The sequence below is a fragment of the Chryseobacterium indologenes genome, from assembly GCF_002025665.1.
In the GTDB taxonomy this organism is placed as follows: domain Bacteria; phylum Bacteroidota; class Bacteroidia; order Flavobacteriales; family Weeksellaceae; genus Chryseobacterium; species Chryseobacterium metallicongregator.
The window spans coordinates 3543025-3560681 of the sequence record NZ_CP018786.1; the positions used below are offsets into that span (position 1 = coordinate 3543025).

The 17657-nt window shown below is 38.0% G+C and carries 18 protein-coding genes; 3 read left to right on the plus strand and 15 right to left on the minus strand.

Annotated elements, in window-relative coordinates; all coding sequences use genetic code 11:
- Positions 1 to 98: 98 nt before the first annotated feature.
- The 4 genes from BUE84_RS15875 to BUE84_RS15890 all read right to left on the minus strand — a co-directional run bounded on the left by BUE84_RS15875 (position 99) and on the right by BUE84_RS15890 (position 4399).
- Complete coding sequence (locus tag BUE84_RS15875) at positions 99 to 677, minus strand: NAD(P)H-dependent oxidoreductase (protein WP_079242516.1); 579 nt, start codon at positions 675 to 677, stop codon at positions 99 to 101.
- On the minus strand, positions 674 to 1696 hold the full coding sequence (locus tag BUE84_RS15880; protein ID WP_079242517.1) for a saccharopine dehydrogenase: 1023 nt from the start codon (positions 1694 to 1696) through the stop codon (positions 674 to 676). The genes BUE84_RS15875 and BUE84_RS15880 overlap by 4 nt, the downstream gene beginning before the upstream one ends.
- A 53-nt stretch (positions 1697 to 1749) precedes the next feature.
- Complete coding sequence (locus BUE84_RS15885) at positions 1750 to 2316, minus strand: Crp/Fnr family transcriptional regulator (protein WP_079242518.1); 567 nt, start codon at positions 2314 to 2316, stop codon at positions 1750 to 1752.
- A 313-nt stretch (positions 2317 to 2629) separates the two neighbouring features.
- Positions 2630 to 4399: an aminopeptidase P family protein gene (locus BUE84_RS15890; protein WP_079242519.1), complete on the minus strand. Its 1770-nt coding sequence runs from the start codon at positions 4397 to 4399 to the stop codon at positions 2630 to 2632.
- 215 nt (positions 4400 to 4614) lie between these two features.
- Here BUE84_RS15890 and BUE84_RS15895 point away from each other — a divergent pair, with 215 nt between their 5' ends.
- Genes BUE84_RS15895 through BUE84_RS15905 form a run of 3 tightly spaced genes read left to right on the plus strand, consistent with a single transcriptional unit; the run spans position 4615 to position 6359 of the window.
- Positions 4615 to 5052, plus strand: a complete 438-nt coding sequence (locus BUE84_RS15895) for a DUF6526 family protein (RefSeq protein WP_079242520.1) — start codon at positions 4615 to 4617, stop codon at positions 5050 to 5052.
- Between the two features lie 23 nt (positions 5053 to 5075).
- Complete coding sequence (locus BUE84_RS15900; protein WP_079242521.1) at positions 5076 to 5243, plus strand: phosphatidate cytidylyltransferase; 168 nt, start codon at positions 5076 to 5078, stop codon at positions 5241 to 5243.
- 9 nt (positions 5244 to 5252) lie between these two features.
- Positions 5253 to 6359 (plus strand): DNA topoisomerase IB, encoded by a 1107-nt coding sequence (locus BUE84_RS15905; protein ID WP_079242522.1) that lies wholly within the window; start codon positions 5253 to 5255, stop codon positions 6357 to 6359.
- Positions 6360 to 6492: 133 nt separating this feature from the next.
- Here BUE84_RS15905 and BUE84_RS15910 read toward each other — a convergent pair whose 3' ends face one another.
- From BUE84_RS15910 to ureB, 11 genes are all read right to left on the minus strand, one after another.
- Complete coding sequence (locus BUE84_RS15910) at positions 6493 to 7383, minus strand: helix-turn-helix domain-containing protein (protein ID WP_079242523.1); 891 nt, start codon at positions 7381 to 7383, stop codon at positions 6493 to 6495.
- Positions 7384 to 7513: 130 nt separating this feature from the next.
- Entirely contained in the window at positions 7514 to 9760 is a 2247-nt protein-coding gene (locus BUE84_RS15915) for a TonB-dependent receptor (protein WP_079242524.1), read from the minus strand.
- Between the two features lie 180 nt (positions 9761 to 9940).
- Positions 9941 to 10828, minus strand: a complete 888-nt coding sequence (locus BUE84_RS15920; RefSeq protein WP_079242525.1) for an urea transporter — start codon at positions 10826 to 10828, stop codon at positions 9941 to 9943.
- Positions 10829 to 11064: 236 nt separating this feature from the next.
- Positions 11065 to 11766, minus strand: a complete 702-nt coding sequence (locus BUE84_RS15925; protein ID WP_079242526.1) for a hypothetical protein — start codon at positions 11764 to 11766, stop codon at positions 11065 to 11067.
- 144 nt (positions 11767 to 11910) lie between these two features.
- The gene (locus BUE84_RS15930; RefSeq protein ID WP_079242527.1) at positions 11911 to 12699 is read right to left on the minus strand and encodes an urease accessory protein UreD; all 789 of its coding nucleotides are present in this window, start codon (positions 12697 to 12699) and stop codon (positions 11911 to 11913) included.
- Positions 12700 to 13338, minus strand: a complete 639-nt coding sequence (gene ureG / locus BUE84_RS15935; protein ID WP_034697252.1) for an urease accessory protein UreG — start codon at positions 13336 to 13338, stop codon at positions 12700 to 12702.
- 273 nt (positions 13339 to 13611) lie between these two features.
- Positions 13612 to 14301, minus strand: a complete 690-nt coding sequence (locus BUE84_RS15940; protein WP_079243961.1) for an urease accessory protein UreF — start codon at positions 14299 to 14301, stop codon at positions 13612 to 13614.
- 1 nt (position 14302) lies between these two features.
- Positions 14303 to 14812 carry an urease accessory protein UreE gene (gene ureE / locus BUE84_RS15945; RefSeq protein WP_079242528.1) on the minus strand — a complete coding sequence of 170 codons (510 nt, stop codon included), beginning with the start codon at positions 14810 to 14812 and terminating at the stop codon, positions 14303 to 14305.
- Positions 14802 to 15449, minus strand: a complete 648-nt coding sequence (locus BUE84_RS15950; protein ID WP_079242529.1) for a hypothetical protein — start codon at positions 15447 to 15449, stop codon at positions 14802 to 14804. The genes ureE and BUE84_RS15950 overlap by 11 nt, the downstream gene beginning before the upstream one ends.
- 115 nt (positions 15450 to 15564) lie before the next feature.
- The gene (gene ureC, locus BUE84_RS15955) at positions 15565 to 17286 is read right to left on the minus strand and encodes an urease subunit alpha (protein WP_079242530.1); all 1722 of its coding nucleotides are present in this window, start codon (positions 17284 to 17286) and stop codon (positions 15565 to 15567) included.
- A 1-nt stretch (position 17287) separates the two neighbouring features.
- Entirely contained in the window at positions 17288 to 17656 is a 369-nt protein-coding gene (ureB, locus tag BUE84_RS15960) for an urease subunit beta (RefSeq protein ID WP_079242531.1), read from the minus strand.
- Position 17657 lies beyond the last annotated feature (1 nt).

Below are 17657 nucleotides of genomic sequence, written 5' to 3' on the forward strand. Positions count from 1 at the left end.
AAGTTTTTTCACTTTAACAATGAAACTTTATCTGATAATAAAAACAATTATTACCGGATAAAGTTATCATTGCTCAATACCTAAAAATATTGTGCGGGTTATTTCTGTTTCCTTCCTAATTCCTTCACTTTTCTCAACCATTTGGATCGCTGCTCCTCTTTAGAATTTCTGATAATTCCAATATAAGTCACCTTCACCGGTTTTACTCCACAGTATTCTAAAATAGATTTTCTAAGCTGATTTACACTAGGCCTGCCAAAAAACAGACGGTAATACCATCCCGGTTGGTCTAATGTTGTTATGATATGGGCTGTTTTGCCTTTTAAAAGTTTATCCCACCATACCGAATTTTCACGGTATTTATAAGCCATTCCAGGTAAAAAAAGTCGGTCTATAAATCCTTTCATTAAAGCAGGAAATCCTCCCCACCAAACCGGATGTACCCAGACCAAATGATCTGCCCATTGAATAATTTCCCAGGCTTTCAGCAAATCCGGCTCAAGCTCCATTCTTTTCTGATATCCAAACTGTAAATTGGGATTGAAGTGTAAATCCCTTATTACTATTTCTTTTACCTCAGCTCCTGCTTCTATTGCTCCTGATCTGTAAGCTTCTGCTATCCCAAAATTGAAAGAATCTTTATTGGGATGTCCGTTGATAATGACTATTTTTTTCATCGTGTTATATTAATATTGATGGAATCATAGGCATTAAGCTGTGCCATTAATGATAAAGGCTCATGCAGCTGATGGCTGAAATAGACCTTGTTTTCATGAGGATTTCTCAACAGTTCTTCGGTATGCAGAACAGCAGATAAAGCGGTTAATTCCGCCTGTCCTTTTTCACTCTTCAAACTTAGTTTCTTTTGTCCTGACTGATCATCAACTACAATTTCAAAGACTGCCTGATCCCCGTTACCACTGGATCCAAAAATCATTTTTCGTTCTTTTAAAGATAAAATATTATAGATTCTGAGATACTGAAAAGAACCCAACAGCCAGGTAATGAATTTTGAGTTGTAGGTCATCTTCACACTCACATCAGAAATTCTTTCCACTTTGTTGAGAATATACAGATCCGGCACATCAAAATTATAAGCACTTCTTTTCCCTATTCCAAAGGAAAAATTAAAAGCTTCTGTATCCAGGAAATGTCTGATGGAAACCGGTTTGTCATTCTTATAATGTACAAAAGGAACGCCTACATTTTCTGCCATAAAGTGAGCTGAACTCTCGCCTGCACGATCCTTTACGGAATAATAGACAAAGAGTTTTACTTCATTAATATCTCCTGAGTCTGAAAGGATATTAGCCAATCCTGGGACAATCCCACCCATCCAGCCGGAACTGAAGACAATTCTACTGTTTATATCTGATTTCCCTGCAATATCATAAGCTTTCACCAAAGCCGGAGTAGGTTTTGTAATATCCAGATAATCTATTTGATGATCAATGGCAAAACGTAGTACATGATCTTCTTTATCATTCACAGAAAGAATAATGAGGTGTATTTTTTTGTCGGAAATAATTTTAAAAGATGAAGGATCTGTAACATCAATCTTCAGATCTTTATCTGTTTTTCCTCCTTTTCTTCCCCCGATAAAAACAGTAAGATGAGGATTTCTTGATTTCAGTATACGGGAAATTGTTTTACCTACCAGTCCATTTCCTCCAATTATAAGAATATTTTGCTCCATAACTTTTTTTGACAAAAGTAGAGCGCTCCAATTTCAATAAGCAGGACAAATGTCTAAAAAGAAATTTCCTTTCTGATACGGCTCAGGTGGCGTTGGGTAATGCCCAGATAAGAAGCCAGATACTGTAATGGAATATTTTGAATATAATCAGGATGTTTTTTTACTAATGTTTCGTAACGCTGGGCAGCACTGTCTCTTTGCAGCTGAAAAAACCGTGTTTCAAGTTCAAGATATTCCTGCTCTGCAATGATTTTTAAAAACTTTGTCCAGTTAAGACTGTTCTGAACGAGTTCATCTACAGCATCTTTTTTAAGGATAATCAGCTCTGCATTGGTAATGGCCTGCATACTTTCTTTGCTTGGGCAACCTGAAACAAATGATGAATAGGCCGCTATCATATGATTGGGAAACCTGAAGCAATACGTCATATCTTTTCCTTCATCAGAAGTATAAAAAGAACGGAAAATACCAGACTTCACCAATCCTACTTCTTTGCAAAGCTCTCCTTCCTGTATGAAATAATCATTTTTACGGATAAGTCTGAACTCAGAAAACTTCAGAAATTCTTCAATTTCATCTTCTGAAAACAGATTAAAGCTTCGGAAATATTCACGTTCCATGATATCAAATAAGTTTCAGCGAAAATAAATAAAAAAAATCATCTCAGGACGAGATGATCTACCGTTTTGAATTTACTTGAGTTATTTATGAAGATATGAATGATGTTTTGTTGTAACAAAGATAGGTCAACCCTATTTTTTACGCATCAGTGGAATCCCTGGAATTATATCCGTAAAAATACGGTTGTATAAAAAGAAAAGCCCTGCAGGAAATACCTTACAGGACTTTGGATTATCTAACAATATTCAGTTTACTGTTTACCATTCAAGGTTTAACGTTATGATTGTCATCTGCTTTCACCTTGAATCTTTATTAAAGAGGACTTACCAACTGAAGGAACCATTCTTTAACTTCTCCTTCCAAATGTGGAGCAAGCTTTTCTTCACATGTTTTATGATAACCGTTCAGCCATGCGATTTCGCTTTCTGAAAGGATTTCTTTTACTACTGTATCTTTGAAGAACGGACAGAATGTTAATGTTTCAAATTCATAGAATGTTCCGTGAATTGTTTTTTCTGCTTCTTTTACGGCAATCAGGTTTTCGTGACGAATTCCATAGTGCCCTTCAAGATAGTAACCAGGTTCATTGGAGCATACCATTCCCGGAAGAAGTTCCTGAGGGTTCAGGTCTTTCCTGATGTTTTGCGGTCCTTCGTGTACATTCATGAAACTTCCTACCCCATGTCCTGTTCCGTGGTTGAAATCTTTCCCTTCCATCCATAACGGAAGTCTTGCAATAGCATCAAGATGTACTCCTTTTGTTCCTTTCGGGAATTTCACCATAGATAAACGGATTAATCCCTGTAGTACCAATGTCGAATTTCTTTTAAACTCTTCCGAAGAGGTTCCTAAGGCAAAAGTTCTTGTAATATCTGTAGTTCCTTCAAGGTACTGACCTCCTGAATCTACCAGGATGGTCTCCTCGTTGGTCACTTCTTTGCTTCCTTCTTTTTTGGCAGAATAGTGCATGATAGCACCATTGTCTTTATATCCTACGATAGACCCGAAACTTTCTCCGACAAAATTTTCACCTTCTGCACGGAAGCCTCTCAGTTTTTGTCCGATAGAAAACTCATTCATGGCTTCTTTTCCTGCATTGTGCGTTAGCCAATAAAGGAATTTCACCATTGCTACTCCGTCTCTTACCATTACTGTTCTGAAACCTTCCAGCTCAGTTTCATTTTTCTGGGCTTTCATCAGGTTGCCGGGAACGGAAGCTTTGATAAACTGATTGTCAGTTTTTAATGTTTCAAAAATCTGTTGGTTGCTGTTCGGAGAAACCAGAACTTTTTCGTTTTTGAAGGTCTTCAGGTAATTGTAGAATTCTTCGTAAGGCATCATTTTTACAAAGGAATCATCCATTTGTTTTCTTGCAGCCACTTCCATTTTCTCTAATCCTGTGAATAAAACAGCATCATTTTTAGTAATCACAATATATCCTAAGAATACAGGATTGCTTTCTACATCACTTCCTCTCAGATTCACTGTCCAGGCCACATCATCAAGACTTGATATAATGTGTACGGTAGCTTCCTGCTCTTCCATTTTCTGACGGATTGCAGAGATTTTATCGGATACTGATTTCCCGGCTCTTTCTATCGGATGTACGAAAATAGGATTAGCAGATGGAGTTCCTCTGTCTTTCCAGACTTCTTTTAAAAGCGGAACATCTGCCAGTGTAATATTTTTGGAATTGAATTTTTGAGAAAGCAGTTCCCAGTTAGCATGAGAAGCTGCAACAGCATTTACCGCCACTTTACCGCCTGCTGGAATTTCCGAAATAATCCAGTCGATATAATTGGGAGTTCCTTCCATTCCATCTTTGAAAAGATCAATTCCGGAATCCTTCAGCTCAATAGCAGCTTGTGTAAAGTATCTTCCATCTGTCCAAAGTCCACCTTTATCTTTGGTAATCACCACGAAACCGGCAGAACCTAAGAAACCTGACAGCCAAGCTCTCTCCTGCCATTCTTCAGGAAGGTATTCGCTCATATGCGGGTCTGCAGAATATACTATAAATGCATCAACATTATTTTTCTGCATTTCTTCACGAAGCGCAGCAACTTTTTCCTTTGAAGTCATTCTTTTTATTTTTAACCACCGAAAGTTACAAAAAATTTGATGTCGGAAAGGTAAATATATCCGCTATTTTGCTTAATAATTCTTTATTGTTAAAGAGGTCTAAAAAAATCAAACCACTAAACATATTTCATAAAATAAATCATTTTTAAGTAAAAAAAACTACCACATTATCAAAATAATAAATTTTTGGAAGGATTATTGCTTCATTTTACTTCATGAAACAGCAAAACTACAATAACCACAGAAAATTTTATCCGCCACATCATTTTATTTATCTTCCATTGCTTATTATATTGGAGATTTTAGGAATTTATAAAATCTGGGATGATCCCGGAAATCAACTGATCTGGATACTTTTTTCTGTTGTGATTTTTTTGCTTTTTTATCTGGCATTTATGACACGGCAGCATTATGCACTGGGACTTCAAAACCGTATGGTGGTTCTTGAATTTAAACAGCGTTATTTTGAGATCTTCAATAAAAGATCTGATGAAACTGCTGAGAAACTGAAATTCGATCAGATTGCTGCATTGAGATTTACTTATGATGATGAATTCAAAGAGTTTTTATACAGAGCGCTTCATGAAAACATCTCAGGAGATGAAATTAAAAGGTCTATCAAAAAATGGAGAGCTGACCGACTCAGAATTTAGCACACCCACAAAAATAGATACCTATGAAAAAATGGAGCTTTTACAGTATTATGATATTAAGTGTAATGACACTTACAAGTTGTGAAGCCGTAGAAACGATTTTTAAGGCAGGAATGTGGTGGGGAATAATCTTAGTCTGTGTGATAGTAGGGATTCTTTTACTGATTTTTTCGAAGGGTAAAAACTCTTAACCATGTTTTATGGAGAAGAATACAGATTTGGAGATGATTTCTCACCTTAAGCCTTCAAAAATTGTTAAAATAATGAAGGACCCGGAAGCTTCTGCAAAGGCGGTACATCTTGTATATACCACCGATGCAGAAACCGCCGGAATTATTCGTAAAAAAACCGGAAAGAAATATTCCTATTATAAAGATGGGGAGAAAATAAAGGATAAAGAAGAAATTACAAGGATCAATAAACTGGTCATTCCTCCTGCCTGGGAAAATGTATGGATCTGTGCTCTTGATAACGGCCATCTTCAGGCAACAGGCTTTGATGTAAAACAAAGAAAACAATACCGCTACCATCCTCTGTGGAGCGCTTTAAGAAATCATACAAAATTTTATAGAATGCTTCAGTTCGGGTATGCATTACCGGACATTCGTCTGCATGTAGAACAGGATCTCGCCCTGAGAAATTTTGAGAAACGAAAAATCCTGGCCTTAATTGTAAGCCTTATGCAAAGAACCAATATCCGTATCGGGAATAATGTATATGAAAAACTGTATGGTTCTTTTGGTCTTACCACATTAAGGGATAAGCATGTAAAAATAAACGGCCAGAAAATCACTTTTTCTTTTAAAGGAAAGAAAGGTGTTATGCATCAAATTGACCTCAAGAGTAAAAGGCTGGCAAGGCTTATTCAGAAATGTAAGGATATTCCCGGGAAAGAACTTTTTCAATATTTTGATGATGAAGGAAACCGTCATTCTGTAGATTCCGGAATGGTGAACGATTATATCAAAGAGATCAGTGGCGAGGATTTTACCGCTAAGGATTTCAGAACATGGTCCGGAACGGTAAGTGCTTTGATCGCTTTCAAAGAAATAGGATATGCTGAAAATAACACTCAATACAAGAAAAAAGTAAAAGAAGCCCTGGACATTGTTGCAGAACACCTGGGAAATACATCGACGGTTTGCAGAAAGTATTATGTTCATCCTTTAGTTATCAACCTTTACGAGAATAATACCATCAAAAAATATCTTGATGAACTGGAAGTTATAGAAGAAAATGATGGAAAAGCCGATCTGACAAAAGAGGAAAGACTGGTTCTGAAGATCCTGGAAAACGAGAAAATGTAAGGGAACCCAATCAATAGTGAATGGTGAATTTGCTTCGCAGTGAATTTTTTATTCTGTACTTCATCAACTCATTGACTATTCACTTGCGCAGCAAAGATTGACTATTGACATTACACAAATTCTATTCTTTATATCAGACAGAAATTCTACTATTGTTCAAGAACTGAACCCTGTATTCCTTCGGCGTAATTCCTGCAATTTTTTTGAAAAGCTGGGTAAAATGAGATGCGGTATGAAAGTTCAGTTCGTAGGCAATCTCTGCAATATCTTTACTGGAGTGAAGTAATGCTTTGCTATAATTGATATCAATCTCATTGATCCACTGTTTGGGAGATTTTTGAGTTACTCCTTTTACACATTTATTCAGATAACTTTCCGTAACAGACAGTTTGTCCGCATAAAAAGCCACTCTTTTTTCCCCCACATGATATTTAAACAAAAGATCCCGGAACTGAAGAGACAGCTCCATCGGACGGGTTGCAGATTTGTGATGGTTGTCAGAATCTGTGCTGAGCATTTTGATTAAAATAAGATGAAGCATAGTTACTACGACATCATTAACATTGAGGTTATTCAACCATAATTCCTGTTCCATAATCGGGAGAAGCTGAGTAATGGTGCCATACGTCAGGCTGTCCAGATTCAGGAAGGGAGTCATGAAGAAAATACTGCTTTTATGTTTTGGAAGTTCCTGTTCAGACAGAATATTATTTTCATAAGCAAGGAAGAATCCTTCAATATCATCTGATAATTCAACAGTTGCAGTAATTGTTCCTTGCTTAATAAAAATCACACCTCCTTTTTCAGCATGATATTCTTTATTTTCAAGATACTGTCTGATATGGCCGTTAGTAACGAAAATAATAAAATTGAATGTGGTACGGTACGGAATGACCGGCATCAGAATACCTTTAAGATAATTTTCTATCCGATACAGCTGTATATCAGCATTGTTAGCTAATATCTTGTCAGTAATATTGGGCAGAAAAAGCTTTTTATATTGAAAATTGGATAGCACTTCCATATCCTTGTTATGATTATTTAAAGTTATACAAAATTTGCAATGCAGAAATTAAAGAATTTGAAAATTTGAGAATGCACTAATTTGAAGATCTCTTCATTCTTAAATCATCACACTCTCAAACTCTCCCAATTTAAAACTTGTAGTACACTCCTACTCTCACTCCAAAAGGGCTTCCCGGTGTGTAGGTAAGATCTGTAATAGGTTCTGCTTCTCCTTTTAGCTGTGTTTCAGTTGCAAACTGGGCTTCATTCCATTTTACATTGAAAAGATTGTTCAGCTGAACATTTGCACCCCATTTCTGACGGTTATAGGAAAGCATCAAATCATTCACAAAATAGGCTTTCGTTCTGATACTGTTATCTTCTACGGCAGGTCTTGCTCCCAGATATCTGTACTGAAGTCCCAGAGAAAAACCATTCAGGAAATCCCAGTTCACAGATCCTGTACTGGTAACTACCGGAGCCAATGGAACATAATCCTGGCCTTTCTCTTCTTCGGTAAATCTTGCGTGGGAATAATTGATATCTGCATTCAGATAAAAGTTCTCCAGTGGCTGGAAGCGAACTCCAAGATCAGCACCAAAACGTCTTGATTTTCCGGAAGGCTCTACTACGGCATCATCACCTACATATACAAATTCCTGCTGAAGATCCATATACCATAAGGCCGGAGTAATGATCAAAGATTTGAACGGGTGTAATCTTACCCCGAAATCCGCACCTATAGAGTATGGAAGCGTATTTTCATTTTTATTGGGAACAACCACTCTCAGATCATTGGAGTGAAAGCCCATTCCTGTTTTCAGGAACCACATCACATTGTCATTCTGAGCGTATGAGAAATTCAATTTTGGACTAAGCCTTGTTGCTTCTTTTGATTGTCCGGATGGCAATTGTTCCACATCCAGCAGATTATGCATGTTGAAAATAAAATGATCTACTCTCAAAGCCGGATTGATGGTCCATTTTCCGACTTTCCATATCAATCCTGAATACGCATGAAGATTGGTTTCTGTTCCCGTCACATCTGATAATCTGTCCAGCAGAAGATCCCTGTGATAAACGTGATTAAGCTGGAGCGTATTAATATCATCATTTCTTAATCCGATTCCTGACGTCCAGTTTAAAGAACTGTTAGCCAAGGAAAAAGTCTTTGTATACTTTACTTCAGCTCCGTAAATATTTCTTCCGTCCGTCTGCTGAATCTCATCACCATGCTCTTTATCTTTTAAATTAAAGGTAAAATCAGAATACAAGTTGAAATTGTATTTTGAATAGAAAGCCATGGCATCAATCTGCTCGGAAGGAGAAATAATGTGCTTAAAGTTCATCTGAAGGTTTGTTCTGGAAGTTTTTCCGCCTTCTGTAGGATCAATACTTCCCCATCGTCCGATGATTCCCTCATCTACAGCACGTTCCGGAATTTGTCCGGAAGCATTCCATGAAGAATTGAATGTTGAGAACTGGATGTTGAAATAGTCTTTATCCGTAAGCCACTGGTTGTATTTTCCGAAGATATTGACTCTGTTAAAATTCTGTTTTACATCAAAAGGGCCGTCTGTATAATTGTATTCTGCAGCTATGTAAGCATTTTTTCTTCCCAGATCATCATGCAGAATATTGAACATTCCCAACACTCTTTTGGAGTTGAAAGAACCTCCTTCCAGCTTAATCATACTGTTTTTCAACCCATTGTAGGTCTGAAAATCTACATATCCGGCTGTATTAAAGTCTCCACGATCCATGTAATAAGCTCCTTTTCCAAAATCGATATTATTGACCGTTTCAGGAATCACAAAGTGCAGATCAGAATATCCCTGACCATGGGCATGGGAAACGATATTCACGGGCATTCCGTCTACATTCACACTTACATCGGTACCGTGATCGGCATCAAATCCTCTTAGAAAAAGCTGTTCTGCTTTTCCTCCTCCGGCATGTTGTGCAATAAACAGTCCCGGAACTTTTCTCAACAAATCCTGCGCTGAGCTTACCGGGAATTTATTCAGATCAACCTTGGTAATGGCAGACAAAAACGAACTGTGATTGATGGCTACTTCAGAAATCTGAAAAGGCTTATGCTGTAAAAAAATAACTTTATTTTTATCATCATCATTGGTCACCACCCATTTTACCTCATCGTATCCCTGACGGCTGATTACAAGGGTATCAGGAAGAGTTTTTACAGGAACAGCAAATGTTCCGTCTGTTCCCGTATGGGTATGATTGTTTCCGTGGTCGTATTTTACCAAAGCATCTGCAATGGGAAATTTGTCATCTGCATCTTTTATCAGCAACTGTTTTTCTGCTTCCTGCGCCATTATTTTTCCACTGAATGCCATGACCAGAAATACTGCGGCTATTTTTGTTATTTTCATTTTTTAGTTTAATTATATTTAAATTTTAGAAATTAAGGTTAGAGTAATATCAATAGTGAATTTTGTTTCGCAAGTGAATGGTCAATCATCGTGAAAAAAAACTTTAAACCTTGAACTTGAATATTGAACTATCTCACTCTCAAACCCTCAAACCCTCCAACTCTAAGACTCTCTAACTTTTTATTTTTTTGTTTTAAGAAATATTTTTTGAATCAAAAGCGTAATCCATGTTCCCGCTACAAAAGGGAAAGTAAATACTCCTCCCACAATATCCAGACAGTGATTGTCTATCAATACGTCATCAATGGCAATGGTGATAAGAACAGCTATCAATACCCATAAACCATCCGTTTTTTTAACTCCGGAAAAAACGATAGCGGAAAGTACTGCGTTAAAACCAAATAATCCCATGTGGATTTCTTTGATAGGCTCTCCGTTCAATTGTGATAATCCTGCTCCCAATATAGAAGCGGCCAATCCATATAAAGCCGCTATGGGAGAACTTATGAAAACAGCCAGGAAGAAAATCATTCCTGAAAGTATTCCTCCCTGAAATATCACTTCCCCAAAACCGTTGGTACAAGCAAGAAAATCATCATATTCTGTAGGAATAACTTCACTACTTAACATCGCAGAAGGCGGAATATGCGTAAAATGATGGAGCGCAAATACCAATACCCAAGTGATAATGATAAATGGAAAAGTAAATACCGGAATTTTCTTTTGAATAAAGAAATGCTGAATAACAGCAGCCAATGCACCTCCCAATACGATAAGAATCCAGATCAAGAATGTTGTCTGAAACAAAAATGACAATGCTACTCCCACAAGGGCTGCACTGAAGCCGTAAAGTCCTGCGTTGATTTCAGATTTGGTATAGTTAAGTTTCATCGCAGTAAAAGTTCCGGCGGCGGTTGAAAGCAGTACTGCCACTCCACACTGCCAACTTCCCATAAAGATTCCTATAAGAAACAAAAGACCTGTCCATCGGTTTTCCTGGAGCATAATCTGCCCGATTCCTTTTAAAATATTGTCTATAAAGGGGAGTTTTTTGAAAAATTCGTCCATAGTTTTTTTAATTGTATTAATAATGTAGAGTGATTTTAGATGGTTGTTTTTTGTTGCTAGATGCTAGATGCCAGTTTCAGGGTTAGAGGTACTAGATGCGAGGGGCGGGGATTAGATTAAGATAAAAAGATACTAGATTGAAAGTCTATCATTTTTTAGCTTCAATTTTTTCTTCAACCTTCGAACTCTCATACTCTCTTACCCTCAAACTCTACCACTCGCATCCCGAAACTCGTTTACCATCCAAGAAAGACCATCCCGACACCGCAAACGGTTACTACCGCTCCGCTTACCACGCCCATATACCGTTCCAGTTTTTCAGTGTTGAATAATGTTGAGTAACCATAGCGTCCTAAAAGAACCATTCCAAGCATAGTCAACACAGTTGTTGCGGTGAAAGAAGTAACCAGTACAGCAATTTCAGACATAGAATGTTTTACTCCGGAATAGAATAATAAAGGAATCAAAGGTTCACTTGGTCCCATCACGAAAATCATGAACAGTACAAGCGGTGTTACTTTTATTCTTTTTTGAGGCATTACGATTTCACTATGATTATGTTCATATACATAAACATCATCCCCCATCACATCAAAATGTTTGTGAGGTTTGTTTCTGATTGCCTGAATGAGGCCATATACCAGATAAACTCCTCCAAAGATCAGCAATGCCCATCCTGAAAAATTCCCTCTGATATCCTGAAACCAGGAGATTTTATTCAACTGCCATCCCAGAAAAACTCCGATAAATCCTAAAATCAGGGAACTGAACACATGTCCAAATCCGCAGACAACGGTTAATATGGCAGTTTTCATTCCGCTCCATTTTTTGGATTTGGAAATAACAATGAAAGGCAGATAATGATCCGGCCCTGAAGCTGTATGTATAAAACTTATTGAAACTGCACTTAAAAGAAGTGCCCAAACTGTACTATCCATTTTTATTAATTCTGTTATTTCAGATTCTTTATTAAGTTTTGGCTAAAGCCAGTGGAAGATTTCTTTCTATTAAGCGGGCTAAAGCCCACTTCTATTGAATATGCTTCTCGCAAATTTTGTAAATGAATCAATATGAGGATCCTTTTACTCCAACGACCATAGGATTTCCTGAATATGAAGGAAAAAGTTGTACATCATTTCTCCGCCATGTCCCAAAGCTCTTACTACAAAACCATTATCTTCCATAGCGGAAACACCCACTTCCATTTCTTCATGATGCTGTGTTGCAGCTTCAACAATCTCCTCAATCAATCCGGTTTTATCTACATTTTCTTTCGTACTGTAAAAAATAAGGGTTCCCTGGTGGGTATATTGTTCCAGATTTCCGATGCTGTTGATTGGGATCATATCAGGCTGGATCAGGACATTATCTTTCACTACCAGTTTATTGTTGTGGTAGATTTCCATCACATTCTGAAAACGTTTCAGTTTAAAAACCTCTCCATAATGTTTTCTACCACAGGTAATAATCTCACTGATGATGATCTGACTGTTTTTCCCGATATGAATATTGGCTTTACTCTTAAAGTTTGAATCTTCGTGAGGAACAATTGGATGAGGAACATAAGCGAAAGAAGTTTCATCTTCCATAGAAACATTGAGTTCCTGAAGCGCTTTGTCCTGCATGTTGAAAAGCCTTTGGTAGGATTGTGACTGTAACTGCAGCGCTGCTCCTTTTTCAAGGGTAACCTCCAACTGATAGTGATCTCCATCCAGAATTCCCGGAGAGGAGCTCATTACCATCTGATAGAGCTTTTTGTCACTTTTTCGCTGTCCTACAGAAACCACTCTGAAAGGAAGTGAGACATAAAGATCTTTCACATAGGATTCTCCTCCCTTGAATCCTGCAATAATTTTTAAATGACTATCCATTTATCTTACCAAATTCGGTTCTTCAATTTCTTCTAAAAGAGCATATTTTTTAATCCAACCTATTACTTTATCCAGTCCTTCATCTGTTTTCAGGTTGGTGAACACGAACGGATTTCCTTTTCTCATTCTTCGGGCATCATTTTCCATGACTTCAAGGCTGGCACCTACGTGAGGAGCAAGGTCAATTTTATTGATGATCAATAAGTCTGATCTTGTAATACCGGGACCACCTTTTCTAGGTATTTTTTCTCCTTCTGCTACGTCAATGATGAAAATAGTAACGTCAGCAAGGTCCGGGCTGAATGTCGCTGAAAGGTTATCTCCACCACTTTCAATCAAAACCAATTCGATTTCCGGGAAACGTGCTGCCAGCTCATCTACGGCTTCAAGGTTCATACTTGCATCTTCACGGATGGCGGTGTGGGGGCAACCTCCTGTTTCTACTCCGATAATTCTGTCGTGGGGAAGAAGACTGTTTTTCGCCATAAATTCAGCGTCTTCTTTGGTATAAATATCATTCGTGATGACTCCAAGATCATAAGTTCCGAATAATTTTCTGCTTAAACGTTCTAATAGTGCAGTTTTTCCTGAACCTACAGGGCCTGCTACTCCTACTTTTATGTATTTTCTGTTTTCCATTTTTTTAAAAAATTTTGATTGAATTCTTAACGCCAGGCGCGCTAAGTTTTCTTTATTGTGAATATTTTACAATCGCAAGGGCGTTTCACTTAGCAAAGAGCACCTTGTTTCACGTATATATTTTTTTTAATTGAGAATATTGTAAGGGATTCAAAGGCATTTCATTCGGCTAAGAAGCATATTCATTGGGTCTTGCGTTTCTTCATTTTCTTAGCTTTCCCAATCTTCTTTTATCTTTTGCCTTCCCCCCTTTTTGTCATTTATTTTTACTTTTTAGGACATATAAAGTCTTGAATACAATCTTTCATGCTGCATACATCTGATATCAAAAGCGGTATTACAAAGTCCCACCATATCCCTGTCCAACTCCATGGTTTCCCAGACTGTCTTTTCCATTACGGGATATAGTGAGAATAAAATATCTTGTCCGTCCAATTGCCCAAGAGGAACTAGTTTTACAGCATTGGTAATCATTCCCGCAACCGAAGTGTAATAGAACCCTAAAAGTGCTTCATACAAAGGAATTTTCATCAGATAAGCATACACTCCAAATACAATACAGTAATGAGAATTGGCTTCTTTATGCTGAACGGCTTTCTCAAAAGCTTCCATAAAAGAAAAACTTTCTCTTCTTTTGAAGATTTTAATCAGTCTGAGTCCCAGTTTCTGGCTCGCCTGGCGAATTTCCTTTGGACATTTTATCGCATTACATTCGTTATCCAGTTCTAAAAGCTGCTGTATATCTCCCTTTTTTGCCGCTTCATAAGCCAGTTTTACAAAAGCTCCGTCATTGAATTTAAGATTGTACTGAAGCATATTCTGTACAAATTCTTTCGCGGTTGCCAGATCATGTACAATTCTTTCCTGCACATACGTTTCAAGTCCGTTGGAATGGGTATAGCCTCCGATAGGAAGTGTAGGATCTGCGAGATGAAGCAATCCTGATAAGAAATTGATATTCATATTATTCATCTTTCGGAGCGGCCATTTTTAAGATTTTTGTAAAGATTGTGGAGCCCAGACTTCCGTGTCCATGAGGTTCTACATTCGATTTAAGAAGATTCAGCAGTTTCACAGATTGTTTTTCCGGTTTGAAACCGCTTGCCTCCAGCCATCTGAACATCGGCATTTCAAAAGGAAGTAATACTTTATTATTCTGAATGAAAAGCGGAATATGTTTGTTTCCGATCTCATAGCACACGGTACCCATTTCCAGCAGTGAAGCTGGTGACATCACAATGGCTTCTGTTTCCAGAACATTGATTGCTATTATTTTTTCTGCATCCTCAAAAAGAATATCTCCTTCACGTAATCGTTGCCCTTCTCTGAGAAATTTGATGGCAATATCAATTCCCTGTCTGGTTTTTTTACGCTGGATTCTTTTGGTGGTTTCAAACCATTCCAGATCAAGATAGTCTATGGTTTTCTCCGAAGGATTTTCAGCAATATTGCCTATGATTTGATTAATTATCATTTTTCGTTTTTTTTCTGAAGTCTAAGTTTTTGGAGATTCCTACCCCGAATGTTGAACCACTGATTCCGGCTACATAGCTTTTTGTCCAGCCTTCTTCTTTTGTTTTGGTCTGAAGCATTGAAAGTTCTGCGAATTTGAATTTCAGTGCCCAGCCTCCTCCTAATACGATTCCGATCAAAGGATAAGCACGAAGGCGGAATCCGTTAAAATTCTGCATAGCATCCGCTGCTGTCGAAAGTTGTTGTCCCCAAACATAGTGGGCATCCACCTGACCAATCAACACAAAATATTTTCCAAGCATTACCGAAGGACTATACCAGATTCCTGCTTCATTTTGTTTGTATACTACATTGTGGTCCACAGTATTCTGCGAGTAAGCATAATTAACCCCTATAAGATCATTATTATTGATGAAGTAGCCTACTCCAAGCGGTGCACTGGAAACAGTACTGCTGCTGCTTGACGGTGTTGTAATTTTAGAATAGTCTAATGAACCATACACCATAAACTGTCCTTTGGGTCCGTCTTCATCACTTTTAAGCCTGTGACCACCCAGAAACTGAGCATTCAGATGTCCTGAAAGTATAGACATACCCGTTATGGCAAGAGAAAAAACTGTTTTATTTAAATATTTCATTCTACACTTAGAGTTCTATAATTGTTTTACAATATGGTCTGATAAATCTTTTTTTGTTGTTTAATAAACCTAACAGGTTTTTGAAACCTATTAGGTTTTATTCGTAAAATTTATCTTAGAACAAGTAATACAGCTGTGTTAAAGGAAGTGTCTCTGCCGGTTCACAAGTGATGTATTCACCGTCTACCGTTACTTTATAGTTTTCAGGATTCACTTCAATTAAAGGCGTCTTATCATTGTGAATAAGGTCTTTTTTACCAATATTTCTACAGTTTTTCACCGGAAGAATCATTTTTTCCAGTTTGTAAGAAGCGATTGTTCCGTTGTCGATAGAAATCTGAGAAACGAAGTTCGCGCAAGTACCAAACTTGGCTTTTCCGTGAGCGCCGAACATATTTCTGTAAATAATAGGCTGAGGCGTTGGAATAGATGCGTTGGGATCTCCCATTTTAGCTGCAATGACAAATCCTCCTTTTACAATCATTTCCGGCTTTACTCCGAATAATGCAGGTTTCCAGATTACTAAATCGGCTAATTTCCCTTCCTCAATGGATCCTACATATTCCGAAATACCATGTGCTATAGCTGGGTTTATGGTATATTTAGCCACATATCTTTTTGCACGATAATTGTCATTTCCGCTATCTTTATCTTCAGCCAGATCACCTCTCTGCTCTTTCATTTTGCTCGCTGTCTGCCATGTTCTCGTAATCACTTCTCCCGGTCTTCCCATCGCCTGAGAATCTGAACTCATGATACTGAAAACCCCCATATCATGAAGGATATCTTCTGCTGCAATGGTTTCGGGACGAATACGTGAATCTGCAAACGCTACATCCTCAGGAATGTTTTTGCTCAAATGGTGGCAAACCATCAGCATGTCTAAATGTTCATCAATGGTATTGATGGTGTAAGGACGTGTAGGATTGGTAGAAGCCGGTAATACATTCGGATACATAGCTGCTTTAATGATGTCTGGTGCGTGACCTCCACCTGCACCTTCTGTATGGAAAGTATGGATTACCCTTCCATTGATGGCTCTCATGGTATCTTCCAGAAACCCTCCTTCATTCAAAGTATCCGTGTGGATGGCCACCTGAACGTCATATTTATCAGCTACTTTCAATGCGGCATCAATGGTTGCAGGAGTTGCTCCCCAGTCTTCGTGAATTTTTACTCCCAAAGCACCTGCTTCTACCTGCTCTTCAATAGGTTCTTCAGCTGAACAGTTTCCTTTTCCGAAAAAACCAAGGTTCATAGGATATTCTTCTGCTGCTTCAAGCATTTTCTGCATATTGAACCTTCCGGGAGTAACCGTTGTAGCATTTGTTCCGTCATTTGGACCTGTACCACCACCAATCATTGTGGTAATTCCGCTGTAAAGAGATGTCTCAATCTGTTGAGGGCAGATGTAGTGAATGTGAGTGTCAATTCCTCCGGCCGTTACGATATACCCTTTTCCACCATGAACTTCCGTTGAAGCCCCGATAATCATATTAGGTGTTACACCATCCATCGTATCAGGGTTTCCGGCTTTTCCGATTCCTACAATCTTTCCGTCTTTGATTCCGATATCTCCTTTTACAATTCCCCAGTGGTCAATAATTACGGCTCCTGTGATACAAAGATCCAAAACACCTTCATCTCTTTTAGCTGTCACATTCTGTCCCATTCCGTCACGAACTGTTTTTCCTCCTCCGAAAACAGCTTCGTCTCCGTAGTGCGTGAAATCTTTTTCGATTTCAATAATAATTTCAGTGTCTCCCAATCTGATTTTATCTCCGGCTGTAGGACCTAATATATTGGCGTATTGTTTTCTGTCTACGTGTAAGCTCATCTTAATGATTTTTAAAGTTTAACTCTTCAACTTTTGCAAGGCTTACTTTTTTTTGTTGTTCAGAATCTATCTGTCCGTCAACAAGATTGTTGAAGCCCATTGCTTTTTTGGTCCCTCCTATCTCTACCAGTTCCACTTCTTTTTCTTCTCCCGGTTCGAAACGTACGGCAGTACTTGCTACGATATTCAATCTCTTTCCGAAAGCTTTTTCACGGTCAAAGCTCATCGCTTTATTGACTTCAAAAAAATGGAAGTGTGAACCTACCTGAATAGGACGGTCTCCTGTGTTTGTTACTTTTATTTTTACAGTTTTTCTGCCTTCATTGCAGATAATTGTACCTTCTTTTACAAAAATTTCTCCTGGTATCATA